Source organism: Clostridium felsineum DSM 794, assembly GCF_002006355.2.
Lineage (GTDB): Bacteria > Bacillota > Clostridia > Clostridiales > Clostridiaceae > Clostridium_S > Clostridium_S felsineum.
Window position 1 is genome coordinate 3,495,087 of record NZ_CP096980.1, and the last position, 22,723, is coordinate 3,517,809.

General features: G+C 31.7%; 16 protein-coding genes. 4 read left to right on the plus strand and 12 right to left on the minus strand.

Annotated elements, in window-relative coordinates; translation table 11 throughout:
• The first annotated feature begins 219 nt into the window (after positions 1 to 219).
• The 3 genes from CLFE_RS16550 to CLFE_RS16560 all read left to right on the plus strand — a co-directional run bounded on the left by CLFE_RS16550 (position 220) and on the right by CLFE_RS16560 (position 3,071).
• The gene (locus CLFE_RS16550; protein ID WP_077895245.1) at positions 220 to 480 is read left to right on the plus strand and encodes a hypothetical protein; all 261 of its coding nucleotides are present in this window, start codon (positions 220 to 222) and stop codon (positions 478 to 480) included.
• Between the two features lie 336 nt (positions 481 to 816).
• The gene (locus CLFE_RS16555) at positions 817 to 1,695 is read left to right on the plus strand and encodes a carbon-nitrogen hydrolase family protein (RefSeq protein ID WP_077895246.1); all 879 of its coding nucleotides are present in this window, start codon (positions 817 to 819) and stop codon (positions 1,693 to 1,695) included.
• Positions 1,696 to 1,820: 125 nt separating this feature from the next.
• Positions 1,821 to 3,071, plus strand: a complete 1,251-nt coding sequence (locus tag CLFE_RS16560) for a PucR family transcriptional regulator (RefSeq protein ID WP_077895247.1) — start codon at positions 1,821 to 1,823, stop codon at positions 3,069 to 3,071.
• Between the two features lie 52 nt (positions 3,072 to 3,123).
• Here the strand turns inward: CLFE_RS16560 and CLFE_RS16565 are convergent, their stop codons facing one another.
• Together CLFE_RS16565 and CLFE_RS16570 are read right to left on the minus strand one after the other, a co-directional pair.
• Positions 3,124 to 3,288, minus strand: coding sequence for a hypothetical protein (locus CLFE_RS16565; RefSeq protein ID WP_169851024.1), 165 nt, complete (start codon positions 3,286 to 3,288; stop codon positions 3,124 to 3,126).
• A gap of 304 nt (positions 3,289 to 3,592) precedes the next feature.
• Positions 3,593 to 4,639, minus strand: a complete 1,047-nt coding sequence (locus CLFE_RS16570) for a YncE family protein (RefSeq protein ID WP_077895248.1) — start codon at positions 4,637 to 4,639, stop codon at positions 3,593 to 3,595.
• A 330-nt stretch (positions 4,640 to 4,969) separates the two neighbouring features.
• On the opposite strand from CLFE_RS16570, the gene CLFE_RS16575 reads away from it, so the two are divergent.
• Positions 4,970 to 6,064, plus strand: a complete 1,095-nt coding sequence (locus CLFE_RS16575) for an AraC family transcriptional regulator (protein WP_077895249.1) — start codon at positions 4,970 to 4,972, stop codon at positions 6,062 to 6,064.
• Positions 6,065 to 6,091: 27 nt separating this feature from the next.
• Here the strand turns inward: CLFE_RS16575 and CLFE_RS16580 are convergent, their stop codons facing one another.
• From CLFE_RS16580 to CLFE_RS16625, 10 genes are all read right to left on the minus strand, one after another.
• Positions 6,092 to 8,914, minus strand: a complete 2,823-nt coding sequence (locus CLFE_RS16580) for an alpha-L-rhamnosidase (RefSeq protein ID WP_077895250.1) — start codon at positions 8,912 to 8,914, stop codon at positions 6,092 to 6,094.
• 66 nt (positions 8,915 to 8,980) lie between these two features.
• On the minus strand, positions 8,981 to 10,240 hold the full coding sequence (locus CLFE_RS16585; protein WP_250944647.1) for an MFS transporter: 1,260 nt from the start codon (positions 10,238 to 10,240) through the stop codon (positions 8,981 to 8,983).
• Between the two features lie 112 nt (positions 10,241 to 10,352).
• Positions 10,353 to 11,645, minus strand: coding sequence for a family 1 glycosylhydrolase (locus CLFE_RS16590; RefSeq protein WP_077895513.1), 1,293 nt, complete (start codon positions 11,643 to 11,645; stop codon positions 10,353 to 10,355).
• Positions 11,646 to 11,816: 171 nt separating this feature from the next.
• Complete coding sequence (locus CLFE_RS16595) at positions 11,817 to 13,466, minus strand: glycoside hydrolase family 43 protein (protein WP_077895512.1); 1,650 nt, start codon at positions 13,464 to 13,466, stop codon at positions 11,817 to 11,819.
• Positions 13,467 to 13,645: 179 nt separating this feature from the next.
• A complete protein-coding gene (locus CLFE_RS16600; protein WP_077895511.1) occupies positions 13,646 to 16,459 on the minus strand; it encodes an alpha-L-rhamnosidase in 2,814 nt (937 codons plus the stop codon).
• Positions 16,460 to 16,476: 17 nt separating this feature from the next.
• On the minus strand, positions 16,477 to 17,376 hold the full coding sequence (locus CLFE_RS16605) for an alpha/beta hydrolase (protein WP_077895510.1): 900 nt from the start codon (positions 17,374 to 17,376) through the stop codon (positions 16,477 to 16,479).
• A 144-nt stretch (positions 17,377 to 17,520) separates the two neighbouring features.
• Positions 17,521 to 18,993: a glycoside hydrolase family 140 protein gene (locus CLFE_RS16610; RefSeq protein WP_077895509.1), complete on the minus strand. Its 1,473-nt coding sequence runs from the start codon at positions 18,991 to 18,993 to the stop codon at positions 17,521 to 17,523.
• A 42-nt stretch (positions 18,994 to 19,035) separates the two neighbouring features.
• Positions 19,036 to 19,677, minus strand: coding sequence for a beta-phosphoglucomutase (gene pgmB / locus CLFE_RS16615; protein ID WP_077895508.1), 642 nt, complete (start codon positions 19,675 to 19,677; stop codon positions 19,036 to 19,038).
• Complete coding sequence (locus CLFE_RS16620) at positions 19,678 to 20,949, minus strand: glycoside hydrolase family 1 protein (protein WP_077895507.1); 1,272 nt, start codon at positions 20,947 to 20,949, stop codon at positions 19,678 to 19,680.
• A gap of 12 nt (positions 20,950 to 20,961) precedes the next feature.
• On the minus strand, positions 20,962 to 22,671 hold the full coding sequence (locus CLFE_RS16625; RefSeq protein WP_077895506.1) for a glycoside hydrolase family 3 protein: 1,710 nt from the start codon (positions 22,669 to 22,671) through the stop codon (positions 20,962 to 20,964).
• Positions 22,672 to 22,723 lie beyond the last annotated feature (52 nt).

Genomic DNA, 22,723 nt, shown 5'->3' on the forward strand with positions numbered 1-22,723 from the left:
AACTTTAAGTTCTTTTCCTCTCCTGCCTAATTTTTTATTATTTTCTTTTTGCTCCGCTTAAAATTGTTTTTCTGCATTTTCACTTTCAAAAGAATATAATTATAGGTATAGCCCTAACGTTTCTAGAAATTGCGATAAGATATAAACGGATAAAATTTAGAATTTTTAAAGTGCCACATAACATAAATTATGTGGCACTTTAGACTGCGAGGTAATAAAATGGATTTTCAAAGAATAAAAGTTAATAATTCTAAGCTATTTTGTCTTGGAAAAGATTTGATTAGAGATGAATTTATAATGTCTATTACGATATGTGAAATAGCATGGTATGAGCAATATTTTAGTATTTCAAAAGATGAATTTATGAGTATTTATGAGGAATGTATATATTTAAGTACTGCAAATCAAAGATTCTTATGTAGTGATATGATAGAAGAAAACAACTGTAAACAGCTAGAAAGATTGAAAGAAGGAAAGTAAGTATTTCGTATTATTCTTAAATTGTTCATAGATTAAAAAGGCAGTATTGCCTTTTTTATACTTATTATGTTAACTACTTTGCAGTACACGGTAACTCCTCATAAAAGACTAAATAAACTTAGCAAACAATTCAAAGTAAATGTATTGACTATATATTATGTTGGATATAGCTAAGCCAACTTTATATAATGTAATGGAAAAGGTTGGTAAAGTCCAAACATTATAAGCAACTTTGGTGATATAATAAAATAGATAAATAGTAATTTGTAGGGAAGATGTGCGTATAAATACAAGAACTATCATGATTTTTCCTGAGTTTGAAAGGTGGGTTTTACTATGAAAAATCTTAAAGTAGCCTTATTGCAGCTTATGCCTGAAGATACTTTAGACGGCAATCTACAAAAGGGATTGAAATATTGCAGAAAATGTAATGAAATGGGTGTAGATATTGCATTGTTTCCTGAAATGTGGAGCGTTGGCTATAACATTCCAGAAGATATTGATGAATTGAAAGCAAACTCTGTATTTGCTGATAGTGCATTTGTCAATTCATTTAGCAATCTTGCGAAAGATCTCAATATGGCTATCGGAATAACCTTCCTTGAAAATTATAATCCATTACCAAGAAACACCTTGTGCTTGTTTGATCGTTTTGGTAACAATGTATTTACATATGCAAAGATACACACTTGTGATTTTGGCGATGAGTGTAGAATTACTGCAGGCAATGATTTTTATGTTGCTAGGTTAGACACTGAGCAAGGCAATGTAAAAATAGGTGCAATGATTTGCTATGACAGGGAATTTCCAGAAAGTGCTAGAATCCTTATGTTAAAAGGTGCTGAGATTATTTTAGTACCAAACGCTTGCCCTATGGAGATAAACCGCATATCACAGTTGCGGGCAAGAGCCTATGAAAATATGGTTGGCATTGCAACTGTCAATTATCCAAAAGGTAACCTTGACTGCAATGGCCATTCTTCAGCGTTTGATGGAATTGCATACAAACCTTCTGGCCTTGGTTCAAGGGATATGCTTATGATAGAAGCTGGTGAACAAGAGGGAATTTATATAGCCGACTTTCCTATCGATGAAATCAGAGATTATAGAAGTCGTGAAGTACATGGCAACGCATACCGACATCCACAAAAATACAAATTACTTCTTTCTGAATGTATTGAAGAGCCATTTATTAGAAAGGATTATAGAAAATAATATAAAGAAAACAAATAATCAAAATGTAATCTCAATTACAGATGCTTATCTTTACAAATTCCAATTTAACGTAATACACTTGTTATGCTTAATTCCAATTTTCAACTATAAAAGGATGTGAACGCATGGAAATAAATGCTTATGATAAAAGACTCAATGAAATAAAAGACATTCTTTATAACTCCCTTTTAAGAAATGATGGCATAGATGCGATATTAAAATTAACTTATAAATATTTAAATAATTCTATTACTATTTGTAACTCTAGTTATTCTGTAATAGCAACCTATCCTAAACATAGCTCAACAGAGTTAATAACTAATAAAGATGGAACACTTTATTTACCCTTAGATAACTTAAAGACCATGCAGGAAGAAAAGCTTACGGATAAAATTTTTCATGCAAAAAATTCATTTTTCTTCAAATCTAAATACCTTGATTACCATATGGTATTTTGTCCAATAAGAATTAACAACTCTGTAGTTGGTTATATTTGCGTTCGTAATACGGTTAGAAATCTTTTTGATTTAGATCTTAAAATTGTAGATGTTTTATCAGGAATTTTGTCCTTAGAAATGCAAAAATGCAACTTTTATTATGGCACTTGCGAAGCTCAATTTGAATACCTTTTAATTGATCTAATAGAAAAGCCTATTGATAATGCTGAATATTCTAAAGAACTCTTTAATCAATTAGGACGTCCTCTTTACTCTAACCTTTGGTTCTTAATAATTTCAAGTACTAATAAAGATGTTCTTAATTCTTCTAAAATAAATTATTTAAAAAATCAACTTCAAATTATTTTTCCAACAGATTTAATAGCCTACTACAATCAGCATTTAACTATACTTATTAGCAAAAATTCAAATAATCCTTTTAGTGAATTAGAAGAGTATAAGTTTAAAAATTTTTTGAAGTTTAATTGTTTTACAGTATCTTTAAGTTACTGCTTTACTAATATTTCACAGCTACGTGAATATTATCTTCAAGCATATAAATTATTGAGTTCTTCAAGTATAATTAAAGCTGCTAAAAAAGAAGACAGAACTATAATTTATTATGAAAATAAAGTAACAGATGCTTTACTATCCTACTGCACAGATAAAAAATTTTTATTTGCTTCAATTCATCCAGATATTCTTTTTTTAATAGAGCACGATAAAAAATCCAAAAGTGAATTATTCCTAACCTTAAGTACATATTTAAAGCAAAACCGTAATGCAATGAAAGCCTCAAAAGAACTTCATATACACAAAAGTACATTTTTTTACCGTTTAAATAAAATTGAAGAGCTGCTTAATTTGTCCTTAGACAATTATGAACGATTATATAACTATGAACTTTCCCTTCACATTATTGATTACTTAAATATGTAAGAAGCATATAAATGAAAATAAAAAAAAGGCTCATAAGTTTTATTTTTAAAACCTATGAAGCCTTTTTTAATTCTACTTTATCAGAATCCATCTCTCTAAGCATGTTATTAAAATACATGTAATCATTTTTTGATAAATTAGGACTACTAAATATTGAGTATATCATCATTTTCTTAAAGTACTCTGAATTAAATATCTTTTTAATTGTTTCTTTCATATTCTAAATCACTCCTTAATTTCTTTTCAATATTATAATAAAATATTTCAAGCAGAAACTCAAAGCAATTTTTTACCAGATAACGTTTCATTTTATGAATTTTTTGTTAATAAAAATATTTTTCTATTGAAATCATTTTCTTAAAGATATATAATTATTTGTTTGTAAAGGAATTCATTTTCAACATGTACTATTTCATTACTGTAAGAGGTAAATCGAATTTTTTCATATATTTTAAACAAAATAATAGCTATAGTTAATGATTTATTATCACTTAAATACAGCCATTATTTTTTATCTCATTTTATTTCTTAAAGCTTATGCCATTCGGCTCTTTATCAACTGGTATTGTTGTAATTACTTTATTTTTAGAATTATCTATTATACTAACTGTCGCTTCGTACATATTGGTTACATATGAATATTTGTTATCCGGACTTAGTACTATTCCATGGGCTCCCTTCCCTGTTTGTATAGTTGCTGTAACCTTCTTACTCTCTAAATCAACCTTTGTAACAGTATTTGATGGTTTATCTTCATTACCTTGGTTAGCTACATAAACATATTTATCATTAGAATCTAAATACAGTTGAACTGGCCCAACTCCTACGGCAATCTTTTCAATTTTATCTGTAGCTAAATCTACTATTGCTACAGCGTTTTCGCTGTTAATTGTTGCAACTAAGGTTTTTCCATCCTTTGTTATTCCTGTTGTAACAGGAGTGTTACCTACCTTGATTTTTCTAATCTCCTTTTGTTCCTTTATATTCACCACGCTAACTGTATCCTCACCCATATTGGCTATATAAGCAAATTTATTGTCACTTGAAATCCTAAATCCATGAGGTCCTTTACCTACAGCTACATTAGCACGTAATTTATAAGTATTTGTATCAATTATAGACACATTATTATCCTCATTATTAGTTACTAAAACATACTTTCCATCCTGAGTAAACACTATATGTGCAGGATGTACACCTACCTCAACCTTTTTTATAAGTTTTCCTGACTCGGCATCATAAAATACTGCTGATCCATTCATACCCATGCTTCCGTGTTCTGTTTGTCCCTTTTCCATTTTAACAGGTGAGGTATAAGCCACTACCTTTCTATTTGGAGAAACTTGAACATTATGTGGAGTACCTTTGTCTTTAATTGTTTCCACCACTTTATTTGTAGATAAATCTATTTTTGATACACTCCCACTTTCATTTGCAGTATATAAATATGAAACAACATTTTTCATATTTGTGTTTTTTTTATCGGTAGTCACATTACTACAAGCTGCAAAAGTTAAAATCAAAGCTAATAAGCTTACTGCAACTCTAATGTATTTTGATTTAAACATATGCTTTCCTCCCATAAAATAAAAATTTTATTACAAGTCTATTATCTCCAACAAATTAAGAATATTGCATTAACTTAGGATTGTTATGATATTCAGTTTTCAAATTTAAATCCATCCCTAAGAAAAACTTCTTATTTGTTTACTCACCTGAAAAAAATCTATATAATTAGAGGTGAATAGAGAAACGTTTTAATTATGGATACTTGAACGTTTCTAAGTTAACTTGCTATAGAATATAAGTTGGAAACGTTTAAAATACTTCAAACACCAATGCTGTATTAAAAATTTTCATATATAATTCAAGTTTATTTTCCTTAAGGAGTGAAAAAAATGCCTGACATGTACATTACCTCTGGAATGGTTCAAGCTATTTTAACAAACTCTTATCTTGGCTCTGGAAAGAAAAGAGGCTTTAAAGAAGTTGTTATGGAAGCTTATGAAAAAAAAGACTATGTAACAACTAAACCTAATTTAGATAAATCAATGCTGTGGAGCCGTTTACCTGATAATGAATTCTATAAATTACTATATGAATTACCCATTTACATGAATCCAGTTATAACTGTTAATTCTGATACAGAAATAGAAGAATCTAATATACTTCCTAATGATAGTGATATTTTTGTTTTTAAACATTTCAACTATTTAAATGATGAAATGCATTTTCATAATTACTTTGAAATCTCTTATGTATTTAGAGGCAGCTGTGAATTTCTATTTGAAAAAGAGAAAAAAACACTTGCGGAGGGGGAATTGTGTATAATCGCACCAATGTCTTTTCACAATATTGTTGTTGAAAATACAAGTTCCATTATAATTAGCATTGCTATAAAAAAGAGTACCTTTGACAGCGCATTTTTTACACTTCTTTCTCAAGAGGATTTACTTTCACACTTTTTTAGAACCATACTTTATGAAAAAACAGAACCCAATTATATTTTATTTCATACCAATAATTCTGAAGACATTAAAATAATAATAAAGGATCTAATTATGGAAAATTATAGAGGAGATATATATTACAACAATTGCAGTATTAGCTGGGCAAATATACTTTTTTCCAATATTCTCAGAAATCATAGTGAAACAATTCAATTTTACAATTATGACATGAACACCGATTTTTCCATTATACTCCAATACATAAAGCACAATTATAGAAAGCTTTCCTTAAAATCTCTTGCTGAGCATTTTCATTACAGTGAGGCTCATCTAAGTACTATAATCAAAAAAAACTTAGGTTTAAATTTCGTAGCTTTAATAACAGAATTAAAAATGTCTGATGCAAAAAATTATCTTTCAAATACAAACTTATCCATAGAAAAAATCTCAGAATACGTTGGTTATAATTCTGTTGATCATTTTTCAAGAACCTTTAAAAAACATTATAAAAAATCACCTCAGCAGTATAGAAAATCAAAATAGTGGAGGCTTTGATTCCTCCACTATTTTTTATTCAAAAACTACTTTTATTTTTTCTAATTTTTCATCTAATTTTTCCAATAATTCACTTGATACAGGGAAAAACGGCATATTTGAGAGTTCTCTTATAGACTTATCCCCAACCTTTTCTATCATTCCCTGTGGAAGCATTATAGGCAGTGTTTCTTCTAATATTTTTTTAGTTTCTTCATTCTTTATAAGTTCCTCTAAGCTAAAATCAATATTGTAATACTTTATATAACTTATAGTCGGTTCATAACAAAATTCATAAGTGCCACTATTAAGCTCAACTACAATATTATCTCCTTTTTGAGCTCCATTTATTAATTTTTGTCCATTAACCATAACTTTATCAAACCTTGCATCTGGTAATATAACTTTAGCTTCTGCATTAAATGGAATATTAAAATAAAATTTTAATTTTCCCTCATTATCTATTTCCCATTTACTTTCATATATACCAACCGGAGACTTATAACTCATATTTACATACTTAAAGCTGCAATGTGGCTTAGGTTCTAATTTAACATATCTAAATCCAGGCTTATCTTCTATAGGATTTATTCCTGCCATATATCTATACATCCATTCCACAACAGAACCATAAGCATAGTGGTTTAAGGAATTCATATGTGTACCGCTTATTTTTCCGTCAGGAAGTACTGAATTCCAACGTTCCCACACAGTTGTAGCTCCCATTGTAACTGCATATAACCAGCTAGGGTAATCCTTATTAAGTAAAATTTTATATGCAAGATCATTACATCCACTTTTTGATAATGCTCTGCAAATATACGGTGTTCCAATAAACCCTGTTTTTAAATAATTTTTATCTAGTTTGAATCTTTCACGTAAATCTTTTACTACTCTATCCTTTTTGCCCTCTGGTACTAAATCCATATAAATAGCTAGTATATATGCGGTTTGATTTTTAAGCGCCAATCGTCCTGTGCCTGTAAAATATTCTTCTTTTATAGCCCCTTTTATTTCATCTGCTAATGCTTTATATTCTTTAAATATATCTTCTTTTTTCAATACCTTTGCGGCCTTCGCAACAATATTTGCTGAATAGTAATAATATGCTGAAGCTATAAAGCTTTCTTCCGTTCCCCCTGCAAAGCTTTCAGGGTTTTCTCCATCTAAGGCAAGCCAATCTCCTAATTGAAAACCAGTTGTCCAAAGCCTTGTGCTAAAAGAGTTATCATCTTCTCTTTTAATATAGTCTACCCAAGCCTTCATACTTTCAAATTGCTGCTCTAAAATCTTTTTATCACCATACTGAACATAAATTGTCCAAGGTATTATTGTAGCTACATCTGACCATCCACTTGAACAACTAACATTTGTTCCTGCTACTGGTACAATATTAGGCACTAATCCATTTCTATTTTCCTGCTCACGCGCTATATCATAAACATATTTATTAAAGAAAGCAAAAGTATCCATATTAAAGCTGGCAGTCCCTGAGAAAACCTGTGCATCTCCAGTCCAGCCTAAACGTTCATCCCTTTGAGGACAATCTGTTGGAACATCTAAGAAATTTCCTTTTTGTCCCCATAGAACATTTAAAAAGAATCTATTAATTAATTCATTACTAGTTTCTATATGTCCTGTTGTCTCCATGTCAGAATATATTACGCATCCTGTAAAATCATCCTTATTTATTTCTTCCTCAAATCCACTTACTTTTACATACCTAAATCCATAATATGTAAAATGTGGCCTGACAAGCTTTTCTGTACCATCAGAAATGTATTTAAACTCTGCTTTAGCACTTTGAAGATTGTCTCTATAGAAATTGCCTTCTTGAAGAATTTCACCGTACTGAAGATTTATTTCTGTACCCTTCTCAGCTCTTACTTTGAACTCAAGCCACCCAACCATATTTTGGCCTAAATCAAGAACTGTTTCACCCTTTGGAGTTTTTATTATTTCTACCGGCTTTAATTTTTCTTTTATTTTTACTGGAAGACTTAATCTTGCTTTTAATCTATCAAAGCCTAAAGCTATTTTGTTAACACCATAATCTGTTGAATCAATAAAAGTATCATCATAAACCTCTCCATCATAAATGCCACTAGCTAAAATTTTGCTCTTTCTAACTTTCCAGCTTTCATCTGATTTTATTATAAGACTTTCACCGTCTTCAAAATTGATTACTATTTCACATAAAAGTGCAAATTTATCTCCATATATGTTTTCTTTTCTGTCAAGACCAAAACGTCCCTTATACATTCCAGCTCCAAGTAAAATTTCCACTTCATTCTTCCCTAAATTTAATTCATTTGTAATATCATAGGTTTGATACTGAAGCCATTTATCATAAGCATTTAAATTTGGTGAAAGATATTCATCTCCACATTTTTTATCGTTAATGTTAATTTCATAAAAACCTAAACCACAAACATAGAAACGTGCAGATTTTATAGTCTTTTCAATATTAAATTTCTTTATTAACACTGGATGTATATCACTATCTAAGTTGGGTGTTATCCAGCTTCCTTTCCATGACTCATCTATTTTTGCTGTTTCGAAATAGGCAACTTCACTAGTTGAAATTTCTCCACTGTCAGCCCATACTGTTACTCTCCAATAATATCTAGTTCTTGGTTCTAAATCTATTGAAGGCTGAAAAGCCAGACTGTCTATTTCTTTACTTTTTCCAGAATCAAAAATCACACTATTAAACTCATCATCTTTCGATACTTCTATTCTGGCTGCAATCTGTTTTTTTGCAGTTGTTTCCGTCACTATAAAAGAAAAGCTAGGCTTTCCTAAATCAAAACCTATTGGATTTTCTATATGATTTGTTTTTAAATTAGTTATTTTCATTTTGACACCTCATTATAGTATTATTGGGATAAGCCGCACTTAAAAGTGCAGTTTATCCCACAAATTTTATTTATTATCTTTTGCTACTTCAGGAATAGGCATTACAACTAATGCTGATAATACTGAAAATACTGCAAGTACTAAGAAAAATAATGTATATCCGTCTCCACCTAGAGTTTTTACCCCTAATGTTATTAACATTGGTGCTAAAAAAGTAACAAAGGCTGAGGATAAATTTACTGTTGTATTCATTATGGCTATATGCTTTCCTGCATCCTCTTTTGATGGTAATATTCTGTTTACCATTGCATTATCTACTGCTGTATACATTCCAAAGCCAAAGTTAAAGGCAAAGTTCCCCATTATTACCCAACTTACGCTTCCTGAGAATGCAAAGGCAATCATACATATTCCTGTTATTAAGGCTGCTAACATTACAAAGGGTTTTTGTTTCTTTATTTTATCTGATATAAATCCTCCAAATATTCCTGACACAACCATTAACATTATTGATGGTGATTGATATGCCATAACCTTAAATATATCTGCTTCTCCTAAATGAAATCTTGTTATGTAGAAAAGTGTTAACATGCTTAATCCTGCATTTGTAACATTTATAAATAACTTTGTTAACAGTGCCCATGTAAATTCAGGATATTTTTTTATACTTGGATAGAAATTATCAAATAATCTTCCTTTATTTTTTTCTTCCCTATTTCCCGTATACTGTTTATCTTTTATTAAAAGTGCTGCTGATATTCCCCCAACTACTTGTATTATTAAAATAGCTAAAAGCTTTTGCTGAACAGGTACTGCGGCAAATACCCCAAGTACAGCCTGACCTATCATTACACAAGCTGGCGCTGCTGCTCCAAATAAGCCTGATACTCTTCCAAATTTTTCTGGATCTACTTGCTCTGGAACTACTGCATAACAGGATAGTGTTACTAAACCGTAAAAGAAGTTAGCTAAAATGTAACCTACAACAAGTACTGGTACATTTGGTGCATAGGTAAATGTAAGCATGGATGAGGCTCCACCTATGCTTCCTGCCACCATCCAAAATCTTCTTCTTCCAAACCTAACTTTTGTTTTATCTGCAATAACTCCACCTAAGGGACTCATTATTACTATTGCTACTCCGCTAATTCCACCTACCATACCGTATACCGCTGTAGCACTAGCATTTCCCACAAGTCTTATAATATTAAACTGTGCAAGCCCGAAGCCTAGTAATACTAATGGTGCTATTGACGTTCCTAGTCCTAAAACCGCTCCCAATAACAATCTTCCAAATTGCGTTTTTTCAAATACTCTACTTTCCATTTTTTCATCCCCCACGTATTCAAATTTTTACATATATAAATTCCACCGTGCCCTATTTAATTGTATTCGTTTTCACATTATCTAAAATTTTATATAATGCAGCAATACTACATTATATATTTTTAAAATTTATAATTGAAGGTAATTCTTTTAGGTATTTTCTTAATATTTCTTGATTATATCCATTATTTTTAGCTATTTCACCATAAAACTTACCACTATTTTTAAGTGTTCTTTCAAATGTTCTTCTATCTACCGTAGCTAAACCAAAGTTTGGATTGTAACTTCCCCATTCCCAGTTATCTAATAAGGACCAATGTGAGTAACCTATTACATCTGCTCCCATTCTTATAGCTTCATTAAGTGCTTGAAGCATCGCAGATATATACACAACCCTATATCTATCATCATTTGCTGCAATTCCATTTTCAGTAATTAATACTGGCTTATCTTTCATTCTCATCAGCATTTGTATCATAATATCTGGACAAATCTCTTCTGTATAGAACGGAGTTTCAATAGCCTTAAAATGTGTCGCTGTATAACTATCACTTCTAAAGTTTTCTCGTCTTCCGTCCATCATCTGTCTGATATATGTATTAAGTGCCCAATAATCACAAGTTCCTTTTACCTCTGGTACATATTTTGCATCCACAAAAGGTGCCGTTATTTCTCCTGTGCGTATGGCATGGAAAAAGAATTCGTTTTCAGTATAATCAATATAATCTGCCATAAGCTTATCTAATTTATCGTTATATCCACGTTTAGGCTGCTTTTCAGAGTAAGAATGTGCTGAGCTAACAGGTTTAGAAGAATATTTTTTAATAATATGATATCCTCTTCCATGATATTGCACCATATTAAGTCTTTCGGTAAGTGAATATTCAAAAGGAAGGTTTAATTCATTTAAAACAATCCAAAAATCCACATATTCTGCTACCTTTGGTACTACATACTCTAAGTATTCTTCCCAATCCTTCATATTATCTAAGGTACCAAAAGCGCCCTTTTTATGAAACCATACTGGATGAGATACATGGTGAAGTGTTAAGCATACTTTAATGCCCTCTTCCTTAAGCCTCTCTAATATAGTTAAATAGTGTTTTAACTCTTTCTCATTAAAAGTTCCTTTTTCGGGTTCTATTCTGCACCATTCTATAGACATACGATATAAATTTAGATTCATACTCTTTAATAACTTGATGTCTTCTTCATAAAGTTCATAGCTATTGCAGGCTTTCTTAGGAAACTCATAGGGCATACCTCCAAAGGCAAATTTAGGTGCTAATTCTTCACTATCATGATATGAAGAGTTATTTCCTTCTATTTGAACTCCAGCGGTTGTGGCTCCCCATAAGAATTCTTTTGGGAATTTTATCTCTGGATATTGAAATATATCTAACAATTACTCCACTCCTCTCCTCTTTATGTAAACATTTTAACACAGAAAAAAACATGAATACATGTATTAATTTTACTAAAATCCGACTTTTTTTTAGATAAGTATGTTTAATAAAAAAAGAATTGCCATAAGAACTATATGATTCTCATGGCAATTCTTTAATAATTACATATTTTATTTTCCTTCATAATCAAACCAATCGAAATCAGCATGATTACAACTAGCTTCTCCATTGCTACTTGCAAATAAACCTATACAGGTTCCTATAAAACCACCTGCTAATTCCCAGCTCAATATTCTCCCATCTACATTTTCAGCTAAAAGCTTCATTTCATCTAATGAAGAACCATAATAAAAATTATATTCCTGACCAATAGCTGTTACCTTTAAATACAGTACATCTGCTTCAAAAACTTTACTATTAATTGTGCATTCAATATTCTTCCCCTCATAATCTATTACATAATTTTCCTTGCATTCTCTCTTGCAGCTAACTAAACGTACAACCTTATGTCCATTTTCCATTGAATATTCAAGCCTAAATTGATGATTATTATTTTGAATTAATGCAATTCCTGCTGTCTCCTTATCATTTTCAGGGGTAAATTCCATTTTAGTTAGAACTTCAAAATTAATATGCTGCTGACGCCTTGCTAAGAAACTAGGACTTTCTTCAGCATACTTTTTATAATTATTATCACCTTTAGTTTCCACTACATCAAGTATTCTCATGGGTTTAAGCTTTAACCTAAGAAAACCTGGCCTCTCTTTCAAACTCCAAAATTTTTCTTTAGGTGTACGGAGACTATTCCATTTATAATCTAAAACCTCTTTATCGAAATCATCACGAATTTCCTCTTGCCCTTTATCTGATCTTGGTAAGTTTGGAAATGGATATTCAAATTCCACTTTTCCTGTTCCAGGGCTCACTATAGGCCATCCATCCTCCCAAACCACTGGTACTAAAAAGGTTTCACGACCAAGATTCTTATAGTATCCACCATAAGGTCTAGATCCTAAAAGAACCATGTACCAATCACCATTTTGAGTTTTAACCAAATCAGCATGTCCTGTATTTGAAATAGGATAGTCTTTTCCAAGATGTCGGTGGGTTAAGATTGGATTACCTGGATTTCCTTCATAAGGTCCAGATATATTTTTACTTCTAGCAACAGTAATTGCGTGGTACTGCTCTGTTCCACCTTCTGAAATAACTAAATAGTACATTCCATTAATTTTATATATATGAGGTCCTTCTGGACATTTTACATCCTTTAAAGCTCCTCTCCAGATAGTGCTGCTTTCCCCTTTAAGCTGCATTTTATCTAAATCAATTTCTTGAAGCCAAATTTCTGAATCTCCAAAAAATCTTGGGTTTTCAGTTTCTCTACATCCTGTATAATAGACTTTTCCATCCTCATCAAAGAATAATGATGGATCAATACCAGGTGCATTTTCAATAAAGTATGGCTCTGACCATGGACCTTTAGGATCATTTGCAGTTACAATAAAATTTCCTCTATTATCAACATTAGTAGTTATAACATAAAATACACCCTCATGATACCTTATAGTAGGAGCAAATATTCCACCAGAATAGTATGCGCCATCTAATTTAAGCTGAGATTCCCTGTCTAATACATGTCCAATTTGTTCCCAATTAACAAGATCTGCGCTTTGAAATATAGGTATTCCAGGGAAAAAAGCAAAACTAGAATTAACCATATAATAAATTTCCCCTACCCTGCATATTGATGGATCAGGATAAAACCCTGGTAGAATAGGATTTTTAAAATTCTTATTATCCAATACGTCTGTAAACATTTACAATACACCCCCAAATATTTTTCCAATTAATTATGATTATAGCATTTTCTTTATACTACAACTACACATTTTTACTTTTTTATAAATTTACACTAATTTTATGTATTACATATGTACAATATTACAAAAGAGTTGCTTACAGAATCTTTTTTCTATAAACAACTCTATAAAAACTACTATTGTTCTATGTCTATTTTAATATTACTTATTCTTTTGTCTACTCTATTCATTTCCTCGTCAGTTACATTAAAAAACGGTAAATGAGCTAATTCTGGCATAGCTTTATCACCAAGATTATTTACCATATCCTCTGATATAGGCATTTTCACTTCCTCAGAAATTATCCTTCTAACTTCCTGATTTACACATAATTCCTTTAAATTCATATTTATATTGTAATACCTTATATATGATTTTATTGGCATATATTTAACTTCATACGTTCCACTTACTAATTTTTGTATATTTATTTTAGTTTCCTTTAATAGCTTACCGTTAACATATACCTTATCTAAATCTGCGTCTGGTAGTATTAGTTCTGCCTCACAATTAAATGGTATTACAAACTTAAATTCTAAACTTCCATCCTCTTTAATCTCCCAACTGCTTTTATACAAACCAGAAGGAGAATTAAAGCTTGCCTTTGCGTACTTAAAACGATAATCTGGCATTGGAGCTAATTTAATATTTTTAAAACCAGGCTTTTTTACAGTTGGATTTATACCACACATATTTCTATACATCCATTCTGCTATAGAACCGTATGCATAATGATTTAAGGAATTCATTCCCGTTCCACTTATCTTGCCATCTGGAAGTACCGAGTCCCAACGCTCCCATATAGTTGTAGCCCCCATGGTAACTGGATATAACCAACTAGGATATTTCTTATTTAATAAAAGCTTATATGCCATTTCATTGTAACCATTTTCTGATAGAACTCTGCATATATATGGACTTCCTACGAAGCCAGTTTTTAGATATCCCTTATCCTGCGATATTCTATCATTTAAATCTTTAGCAACTCTTTTTCTATGGTTTTCTAGCACTAAATCCATAAATAGTGCAACTATATACGCTGTTTGATTTTTTAAAGCCAAACGTCCATTTTTACTGAAATACTCATCTACAATTGCTTCTCGTATTTCATTTGATAATGTCTCATATTCTTTAGCTAATTCCTCTTTACCTATTACCCTAGCTGCTTTTGATACTATACTTGAAGAATAACAGTAATAAGCTGAAGCTATAAAGCTTTCTTCTGTTCCTCCTGTTGGCATACTAGGATCTTCACCATCTAGAGCAAGCCAATCTCCAAAATGAAAGCCCGTAGTCCAAAGTCTTTTTGATCCCGAAGCCTCATCCTCCCTTTTAATATAATCTACCCAAGCTTTCATACTAGGAAATTGCTGCTCTAGTATAGCTTTATCTCCGTAATAGAGATATACATTCCAAGGTATAATGGTAGCGGCATCAGCCCAAGCACTAGAGCCTCCACCTTCCATACCTACTGCTGGAACAACCATTGGCACCATTCCATTTCTATCTTCTTGCTCACGTAAAAGATCATAAGAGTATTTATTGAAAAATGCATAGGAATCCATATTAAACAAAGCAGTGCCTGAAAATACCTGTGCATCCCCAGTCCACCCCATTCTTTCATCTCTTTGAGGACAATCTGTTGGAGTATCTACAAAGTTTCCCTTCTGACCCCACATAGCATTTAGAAATAATTTGTTTACCAAAGCATTACTAGTTTCAATATGCCCTGTAACCTCCATATCTGAATACAACACGCAGCCTGTAAAATCCTCTAAGTTAATTTCTTCACCAAATCCAGAAAGCTTAACATATCTAAAACCATAAAAAGTAAAGTGCGGCCTTATAATTTTTTCGTCCCCATTTGATATGTATATATGTTCTGCCCTTGCCTCACGCAAATTATCACGATAAAAATCACCCTCTTGAAGTATTTCTCCAAATTGTAATTTTACTTTTTCTCCACTTTTAACATTTACCTTAAATCTTATAAAACCAACCATGTTCTGTCCCATGTCTAGAACAGTTTCACCTTTTGGTGTTTTTATAATTTCAATTGGTTTTATCTCTTCCTTTATAACAACCGGCAAACTAAGTCTTTCTTTAAGTCGCTCTAGTCCTAAATTAATTTTCTTTACTTTATAGTACTTTTCATCCTCTAAGGTTTCGTCATAAATTTCGCCATCATAAATACTGCTAAAAACTATCTTGCTTTTTTTCGCTTTAAAGCTTTCATCTGAAATTATTGTATCCGAAGTTCCATCTTCATATTGCACTACAATTTCTGCAATAAGTGAAAGTTTATCTCCATATATTTCTGACTTTCCACCTTCAAAGCCAAAACGCCCTTTATACCATCCATCTCCAAGTATCGTTTCTATTCTATTATCACCAAGCCTAATTAAATGTGTAATATCATAGGTTTGATATTGAAGCCACTTATTATAAGCATTATAGTTAGGTGTTAAGTATTCATCATTTGCTTTTTCTCCATTTATACTTAACTCGTATAAGCCTAAACCACATACATATGCTCTTGCACTTATAACCTTCTTTTTAACTGAAAAGTCTTTAATTAAAATCGGATTTATTTTATTATCTAAATCTGCTGTTATCCACTTTGCAAGCCATGCTTCCTTTAGCTTTGCAGTTTCAAAAAAAGCTGTGTTTTCAGCAGTCTCTCCATTGTCTGCCCACACTTTAACCTTCCAAAAATACCTAGTACGCGGCTTAAGTTCAAAATTAAGCTCATATCCAAGACTATCTATGTTTTCACACTTGCCACTATCAAAAACCATTTCATTAAAATTTTCATCTAATGCTACCTTTATTTGTGCTGCTTCCTGTTTTATAGCATTCGTATCTGTAACCACAAAAGAAACCTTAGGCTTGCCTAAATAAAAACCTATTGGATTTTCTATATGATTTGTTTTCATTCTTGTTATCTTCATTCGTGACACCTCTTGCCTTAATGTTTTTTTATAAATTCCACTGCCATATGAAACCAAGCACTACAGTGAGGATTAATATGTGTCTTTTCACCAGCAGTGGTTTCATCACATAAGGATAACCCGTGTGGACCATCTTCAAAAATATGCAGCTCATATGGGATTTTATTTTTAGTTAATTTTGTTGCTAATCTCAAAGAATTTTCTACGTATACCAATCCATCATTTGCTGTATGCCATATGAATATTGGTGGTGTGTTTTTAGATACATAGTTTACAGGACTAAGTTTCTTTAATTCTTCATCTGTTGGCTCTACTTTACCAAATACAGCCTTATTTGAAATTTCAAAAAGACCTCTAAGCATTTTATCAGAACTTTCTTCTAACTTTTCCTTCATAACTTCATAGTCTAATAGTGGATATCCTAAGATAATTGAATTACATTTAAACATTTCACTTTCAACTTGAAACTTATCTCTTAGTAAATCATCCTTCCAATGAACCCCCATACTTGCAGCTAAATGAGCTCCTGCTGAAAAACCACATAAGTATATTTTTTCAGTATCAACAAACCAACTTTCTGCATTTTCTTTAATTGTAATCATAGCCTTAGCCAAATCAAATAGAGGTGCTGGATATGTTGATTTTTCATTGGGCTTTGGTAGATTATTAAAGTCACTTATCCATTCAGTAAAATATGTGTTATATCTAAGTACAAATGTATGGTATCCTTCTGCTGCAAATCTCATTGCAACTGGTTCTGCTTCTCTATCTGAAGTTCCAAGATAAGCTCCACCAGGACAAATTATTATAGCTGGTTTCTTTTTATTTGCTTGAAATTCCATAGAATTTTCTAGTATATACCCTTCTACTTTTACGTAATCATTATGTTCCCAAAGTTTAATATTTTTTATTAACATATGAAACATCCCCTAACCTTTTCACTATGTTTACCTTTACATTCTGTTATAACAATAGTATAACTTGATAGTACTATTTATTTTAATATCCTTATTTGTTTATTTTTTATCCTTATATGCAAATTCTTTGAGCCTTAAATTATGTTACCACGCAGGAAATACTTTCCTAACCTCAGGTGGTATAGGCATTTCTCCATAAAATTGTGCTTTACCAGGTATTGTTGAATCATTATCTTTATTTTCTATTATGCATATCCAATCCTGTTTATATCCACAAGTAGGTGTTACTATTTTTCCATTAAAAACCCTAGGCAAGCTTATCGGATTTTCTAAAATTATGTTTTCTTGTGAATAACATTTTCCATCTCGTGGATTAAACCACCACATTTGTAAATTATCCTTTTTGAACTTACTTAAATTTATCGTTTCTTCTCCACCAGACGGAAAATAAATACAAGTAAACCTTCCATTAGTCTCTATGCAGGCTTGAATATGTTCATCTATGATATCCTCAGACTTTTTACTCTGTTCTATCAGTATTTCTTGAGCTGGTATACATTGACTTAAATCTCTAGATTCTAAAAAATCACGTAATATTTTAATTTGCCATGCACCTGGATGATCTAAAGCTTCAAACCAAGAGTACTTTCTTAAACTATCTTTTTCTTTATCCGAAATCATACACCACACAGATGCATGACCATAAGTATGACCAAAAGAACCTGCAAATAAACTCCAGTACGCTCTTTTTCTTATAATACATTCATCATGAAAATCACTGGGCTTTGCTGGCCAAGTTGTTGGCATTTTTTCGTATGCCGGCTCTCCATCAAAAACTGGCATATACTTTTCTCTACAATACTCAGCCTTAACTAACTCATAATTTTTAGGTGTTACTCCATGTCCTGATTGAATAGTTATAAAAGATATCCACGTATCATCATCTGTCCAGTAAGACATGGTAGAACACTTTCCAGTTTCTGCTTCATGACATGGGTGGTATGTAATAAGTAGTTCTTTCCAAGCATCACTGTTTTTATTGTATTTTAAGTTCTTATCAAGAACACCTTTTGCAATACCTTCAGCCATATTTCTCCAAACTTTTTTGTAATCTACTTCAAGATGAATAGGCTGCCTATCACCACCAAGACACCAAATTATGTTTTTTCTATTTTTGTATCTATTACCAATCCACTTTCCATATTCATAAGCATTTTGTTCTGTAATAATTTTTTCTGAAAACTCACCCATCCAATTATGCCCTACAACAAGTTCCCCCCATACTGGAAGTAATAATACGTAAAAACCATACTCTTCTGCTTTATCTAATATCCAGTCTAAATACTGAAAATACTTTTCATTTGGGGTATCTAAACTATTATTTAATAATGCTTTTTCTCCAACCGGATTTCTCATCTCTCTATCTTGTTCCGGATCAAGTGCCACAATCTGAAGTACTGTAAAACCTTGTGATTTTCTTTTTTGCATTAAATATTCTACATCATCCCATTTTAATCTTTGAGCTATTGTCCAGTCTGTATCGGCCAACCAAATAAATGGCTTATTATTTTGATTTACTAAATATCTTTTGTTTTTCGAAATTCTTAATTTATCCATATTCATCATCCTATTCTTATTTATTCATGTAAAAAATTGTAACTATATGATTTCTTTAATATCCACATAGGACAAGTCCTTAAATCTGTAGCTAGCTTTTTTATTATTAGAAGCATACCCAACAGCTAAAACCTTCATTCCACCATTAAGTGCCGCCTCAACTCCCGCATCTGCATCTTCTACAACTAAGCACTCTTCTTTATTTATTCCTAATTTCTTTGCTGCTAGTAAAAACACTTCAGGATCTGGTTTGCTGTTTTTTATCTCATTACCATCAGCAACTGCATCAAAATATTTTTCCATTCCTATCTTCTCTAAAATTGTAGGTGTATTTTTACTGGAAGAACCAATAGCTATTTTTATTCCCTCTTCTTTTAAGATTTCTAGTACTTTATTAACTCCTTTTAATATATCTGTTGGCTTTAATTCATTTAACAATTCTCTATATATAGAATTCTTCTTTTCTGCTAAGTGAATCTTCTCCTCGCTAGTATACTTTTTTTGAGACTTCTCTAAAATTATTTCAAGACTCTCCATTCTACTAACCCCTCGAAGTCTTTCATTTATAGTTCTATCAAAATATATTCCTTCACCATCAGCCATAGCCTTCCATGCTCTATAATGATACTCATCTGTTGAAACTATAACTCCATCCAAATCAAAAATAACCGCTTTAATGCTCATTTAATTCACCTCATCTAATCCATTATTTTTGGAGATTTTACCTAAAACTCTTGCACTTTCTTTTACTATTCTTTCCTGTGTTTTTCTATTTACTCCAATAACACCAAAATTCATGCTGTAACCAAAAGTCCACTCATAATTATCAAAGGTGCTCCAATAAATATATCCTTTAACATTTATGCCTTCTTCTATACAAGCCTCAACTCCTTTTACCGCCCTTTTAATAAACTCTATGCGTCTTTCATCATTATTAGTAGCAATTCCATTTTCTGTGACTATAATTGGTATACTTAAATCCTTGCCTACTTTTCTTATGGCTCCTTTTAAGCCTTCAGGATAAAATTCATAACCTGCTCCTGTTACTTCTATATCCTTACCTAAAGGGATTTGACCATCTTCTCCATATACTTCTCTTGTATAGTTTTGAATACCGAAAAAATCATCTTTCTTAATTGCATCTAAATATTGTTTGAAATACTTTTGCCAAGCTTCTTTTGCTTTTTCTTCTCCACCTTTAACAAACTGAACATCTGGAAGCGCTAGTGATAATCCTACCTTAGTATTGGGATTAATTCTTTTTATTGCTCTCTTTGCCTTTAAATGAGCATCCTTAATAATTTTAATAGAAGCTTCATCAGATGCCATATGAAAGGTAAAATAATTTTCTATATCCGCACCACATGCTTTTGCTGCAGATTCTCTCCACCCTGGTGCTGTCCAGGATTTAGCTTCTACCCCAACTGGTGGTATGAAATTAAAATTAACAAATAGCTCATGAAGCATTATAGGAAGATTAACTTCATTCATAGTTAATGCATAAGGAATTAATTCTCCAAGCTCCTTAAAAACCACCTCACAATATCTAGCAAATTTATCTGCTGTGTTAGGATTAGACCACCCACCTATTCTCATTAACCAACGTGGAGAGGTAAAGTGATGCATAGTTACCATTGGAATTATTCTATTATTTATACAACAATTTAAAACATCTCTATAATGTTCAATTTCTGATTTAGAATAACATCCTTCTTCTGGCTCTATTCTTGCCCATTCAATTGAAAACCTGTATACTTTTAATCCTAAACTCGCCATAAGCTTAATATCTTCTCTATAAAGTCTATAATGAGCTACTGCATCTCCTGATTTTTCTTTATAAGGTGAACCCTCTGAATATTCTTCTGCCCAGACATCAGAATTTATATTATTTCCCTCTACTTGATGAGCTGAGGTTGCTGTGCCCCATAAAAAATCTTTTGCAAATATCTTTTTCATATCTAATTCCCCCTAAAATCTAGTTCCCCATACATTACAAAATGGATCTACTGGACTTATTCCTTTAAATTCTGATTTTCCTGTAATCTTTTCAATTACTGCATCTAATACATATTCACTAGAAGAATAGGCATTTATAAAGGTTTTTATCATTGGAACATCTAATAAATGATATGGGTTTGCCATAGATATAAACATGGTTGGAATATCACGAACAAACCATGGAGCATTTGCTGCCATTAGGTGTATCCAATCTATTCTTACTGTAGTTTGATTACTTGCGGTTTCTATATTAGCCACATAAAGTGCTAGATCATACTTAGCTTTTAATTCTTCAATTCCACCTTCAAAGACTTCTCTAAAATCTAATCTTTTATTATCAAAAATATCTACTTCAAAGCCGGCATTTTCTAACTTTTCTTTCACCTTATAACTTACTTTTTCTCCTTCCTTAAAGCCACCATCATCAGTATCACCTAATACATATAATCTGATTCTTTTGTACTTTTCTTTTGTTATAGGTAACAGCTTTTGTGTATCTTTAACTAGGGTAACTGATTTATCCGCACATTCTTTTGCCCACACTTCATGCTCCTGGCATTTTAAAACCTTTAATTCCTTTTCATCAAAGACTAAAGTATTTTCTTTCTTTTGTTTATGTAACCCTAATGCTGCCTTTGTAGCTAGAATTCTTAACACTGCTTCATCTACTCTTTCCAGTGTTAAAATATTATTTTCTATTCCCTTCAGCATGAATTTAAAATCTTCTTCAACATTTTTATTGAATAAAAACACATCACAACCAGAAGCTATTGCTTTAGGAACTGCCACTTCTCTTTTTTCAGCTACATTAAATCCAATCATTGCTGTTGCATCTGTAGCAATAAGTCCATTAAATCCTAATTTTTCACGAAGCAAATCATTTAACAATTCCTTTGATAATGTAGCTGGCATTATTTCTTCATCCTTTAAGGCAGGATTCAACTTTTTGCTATAGCTTGGCAGCATAATATGTCCAGCCATTACGGTTTGAGCTCCGGCTTCTATCATTTCTTTATACACCATTCCATAAGTTTTATCCCATTCTTCTACAGACAAAGAATTTACAGAACTTAAAATATGTTGGTCTCTTTCATCCACACCATCTCCAGGAAAATGCTTTATAGAAACAGCTACACCAGCTTCGTTCATACCCTTCATACAATTCTTGGCCATTTTAACTACTCTTTTAGGATCACTTCCATAGGTTCTTACGTTAGTAATAGGGTTTCTGAAATTCATGTCTATATCAACTATTGGTGCAAAAGCCCAATTACAGCCTACAGCTCTTCCTTCTCTTCCTGCCACCAAGCCTAATTTATATGCCATTTTTTCATCATCTGTAGCTGCAACCTGCATCTGCTTACCAAAATAAGTCCCATCAACTGCTATCCCATTTCCTCCGGCTTCAAGGTTTGCCGCAAGAAGAAGTGGAATTTTTGAATTATCTTGAAGTACCTTATGAGTTCTTCTTATATCTTCTCCTTTTCCTGGTCTATACATCATTCCACCAGGCTTTATTTTATTGACAAATGCCTTTAACTCTTCCTCATCATCTGTAATTCCAACTGGGCAAAATAATTGTCCAACTTTTTCTTTTAGATTCATTGACTTTAATGTATTATAAATCCAGCTAATATCTTCTTCCTTTAAATAAAATGGGTTAGCTTTTAAATTAATCATTTTTAATCATCCTTCCGTATAGTTAGCTTGTAAATAAGTATTAGGGATAAAC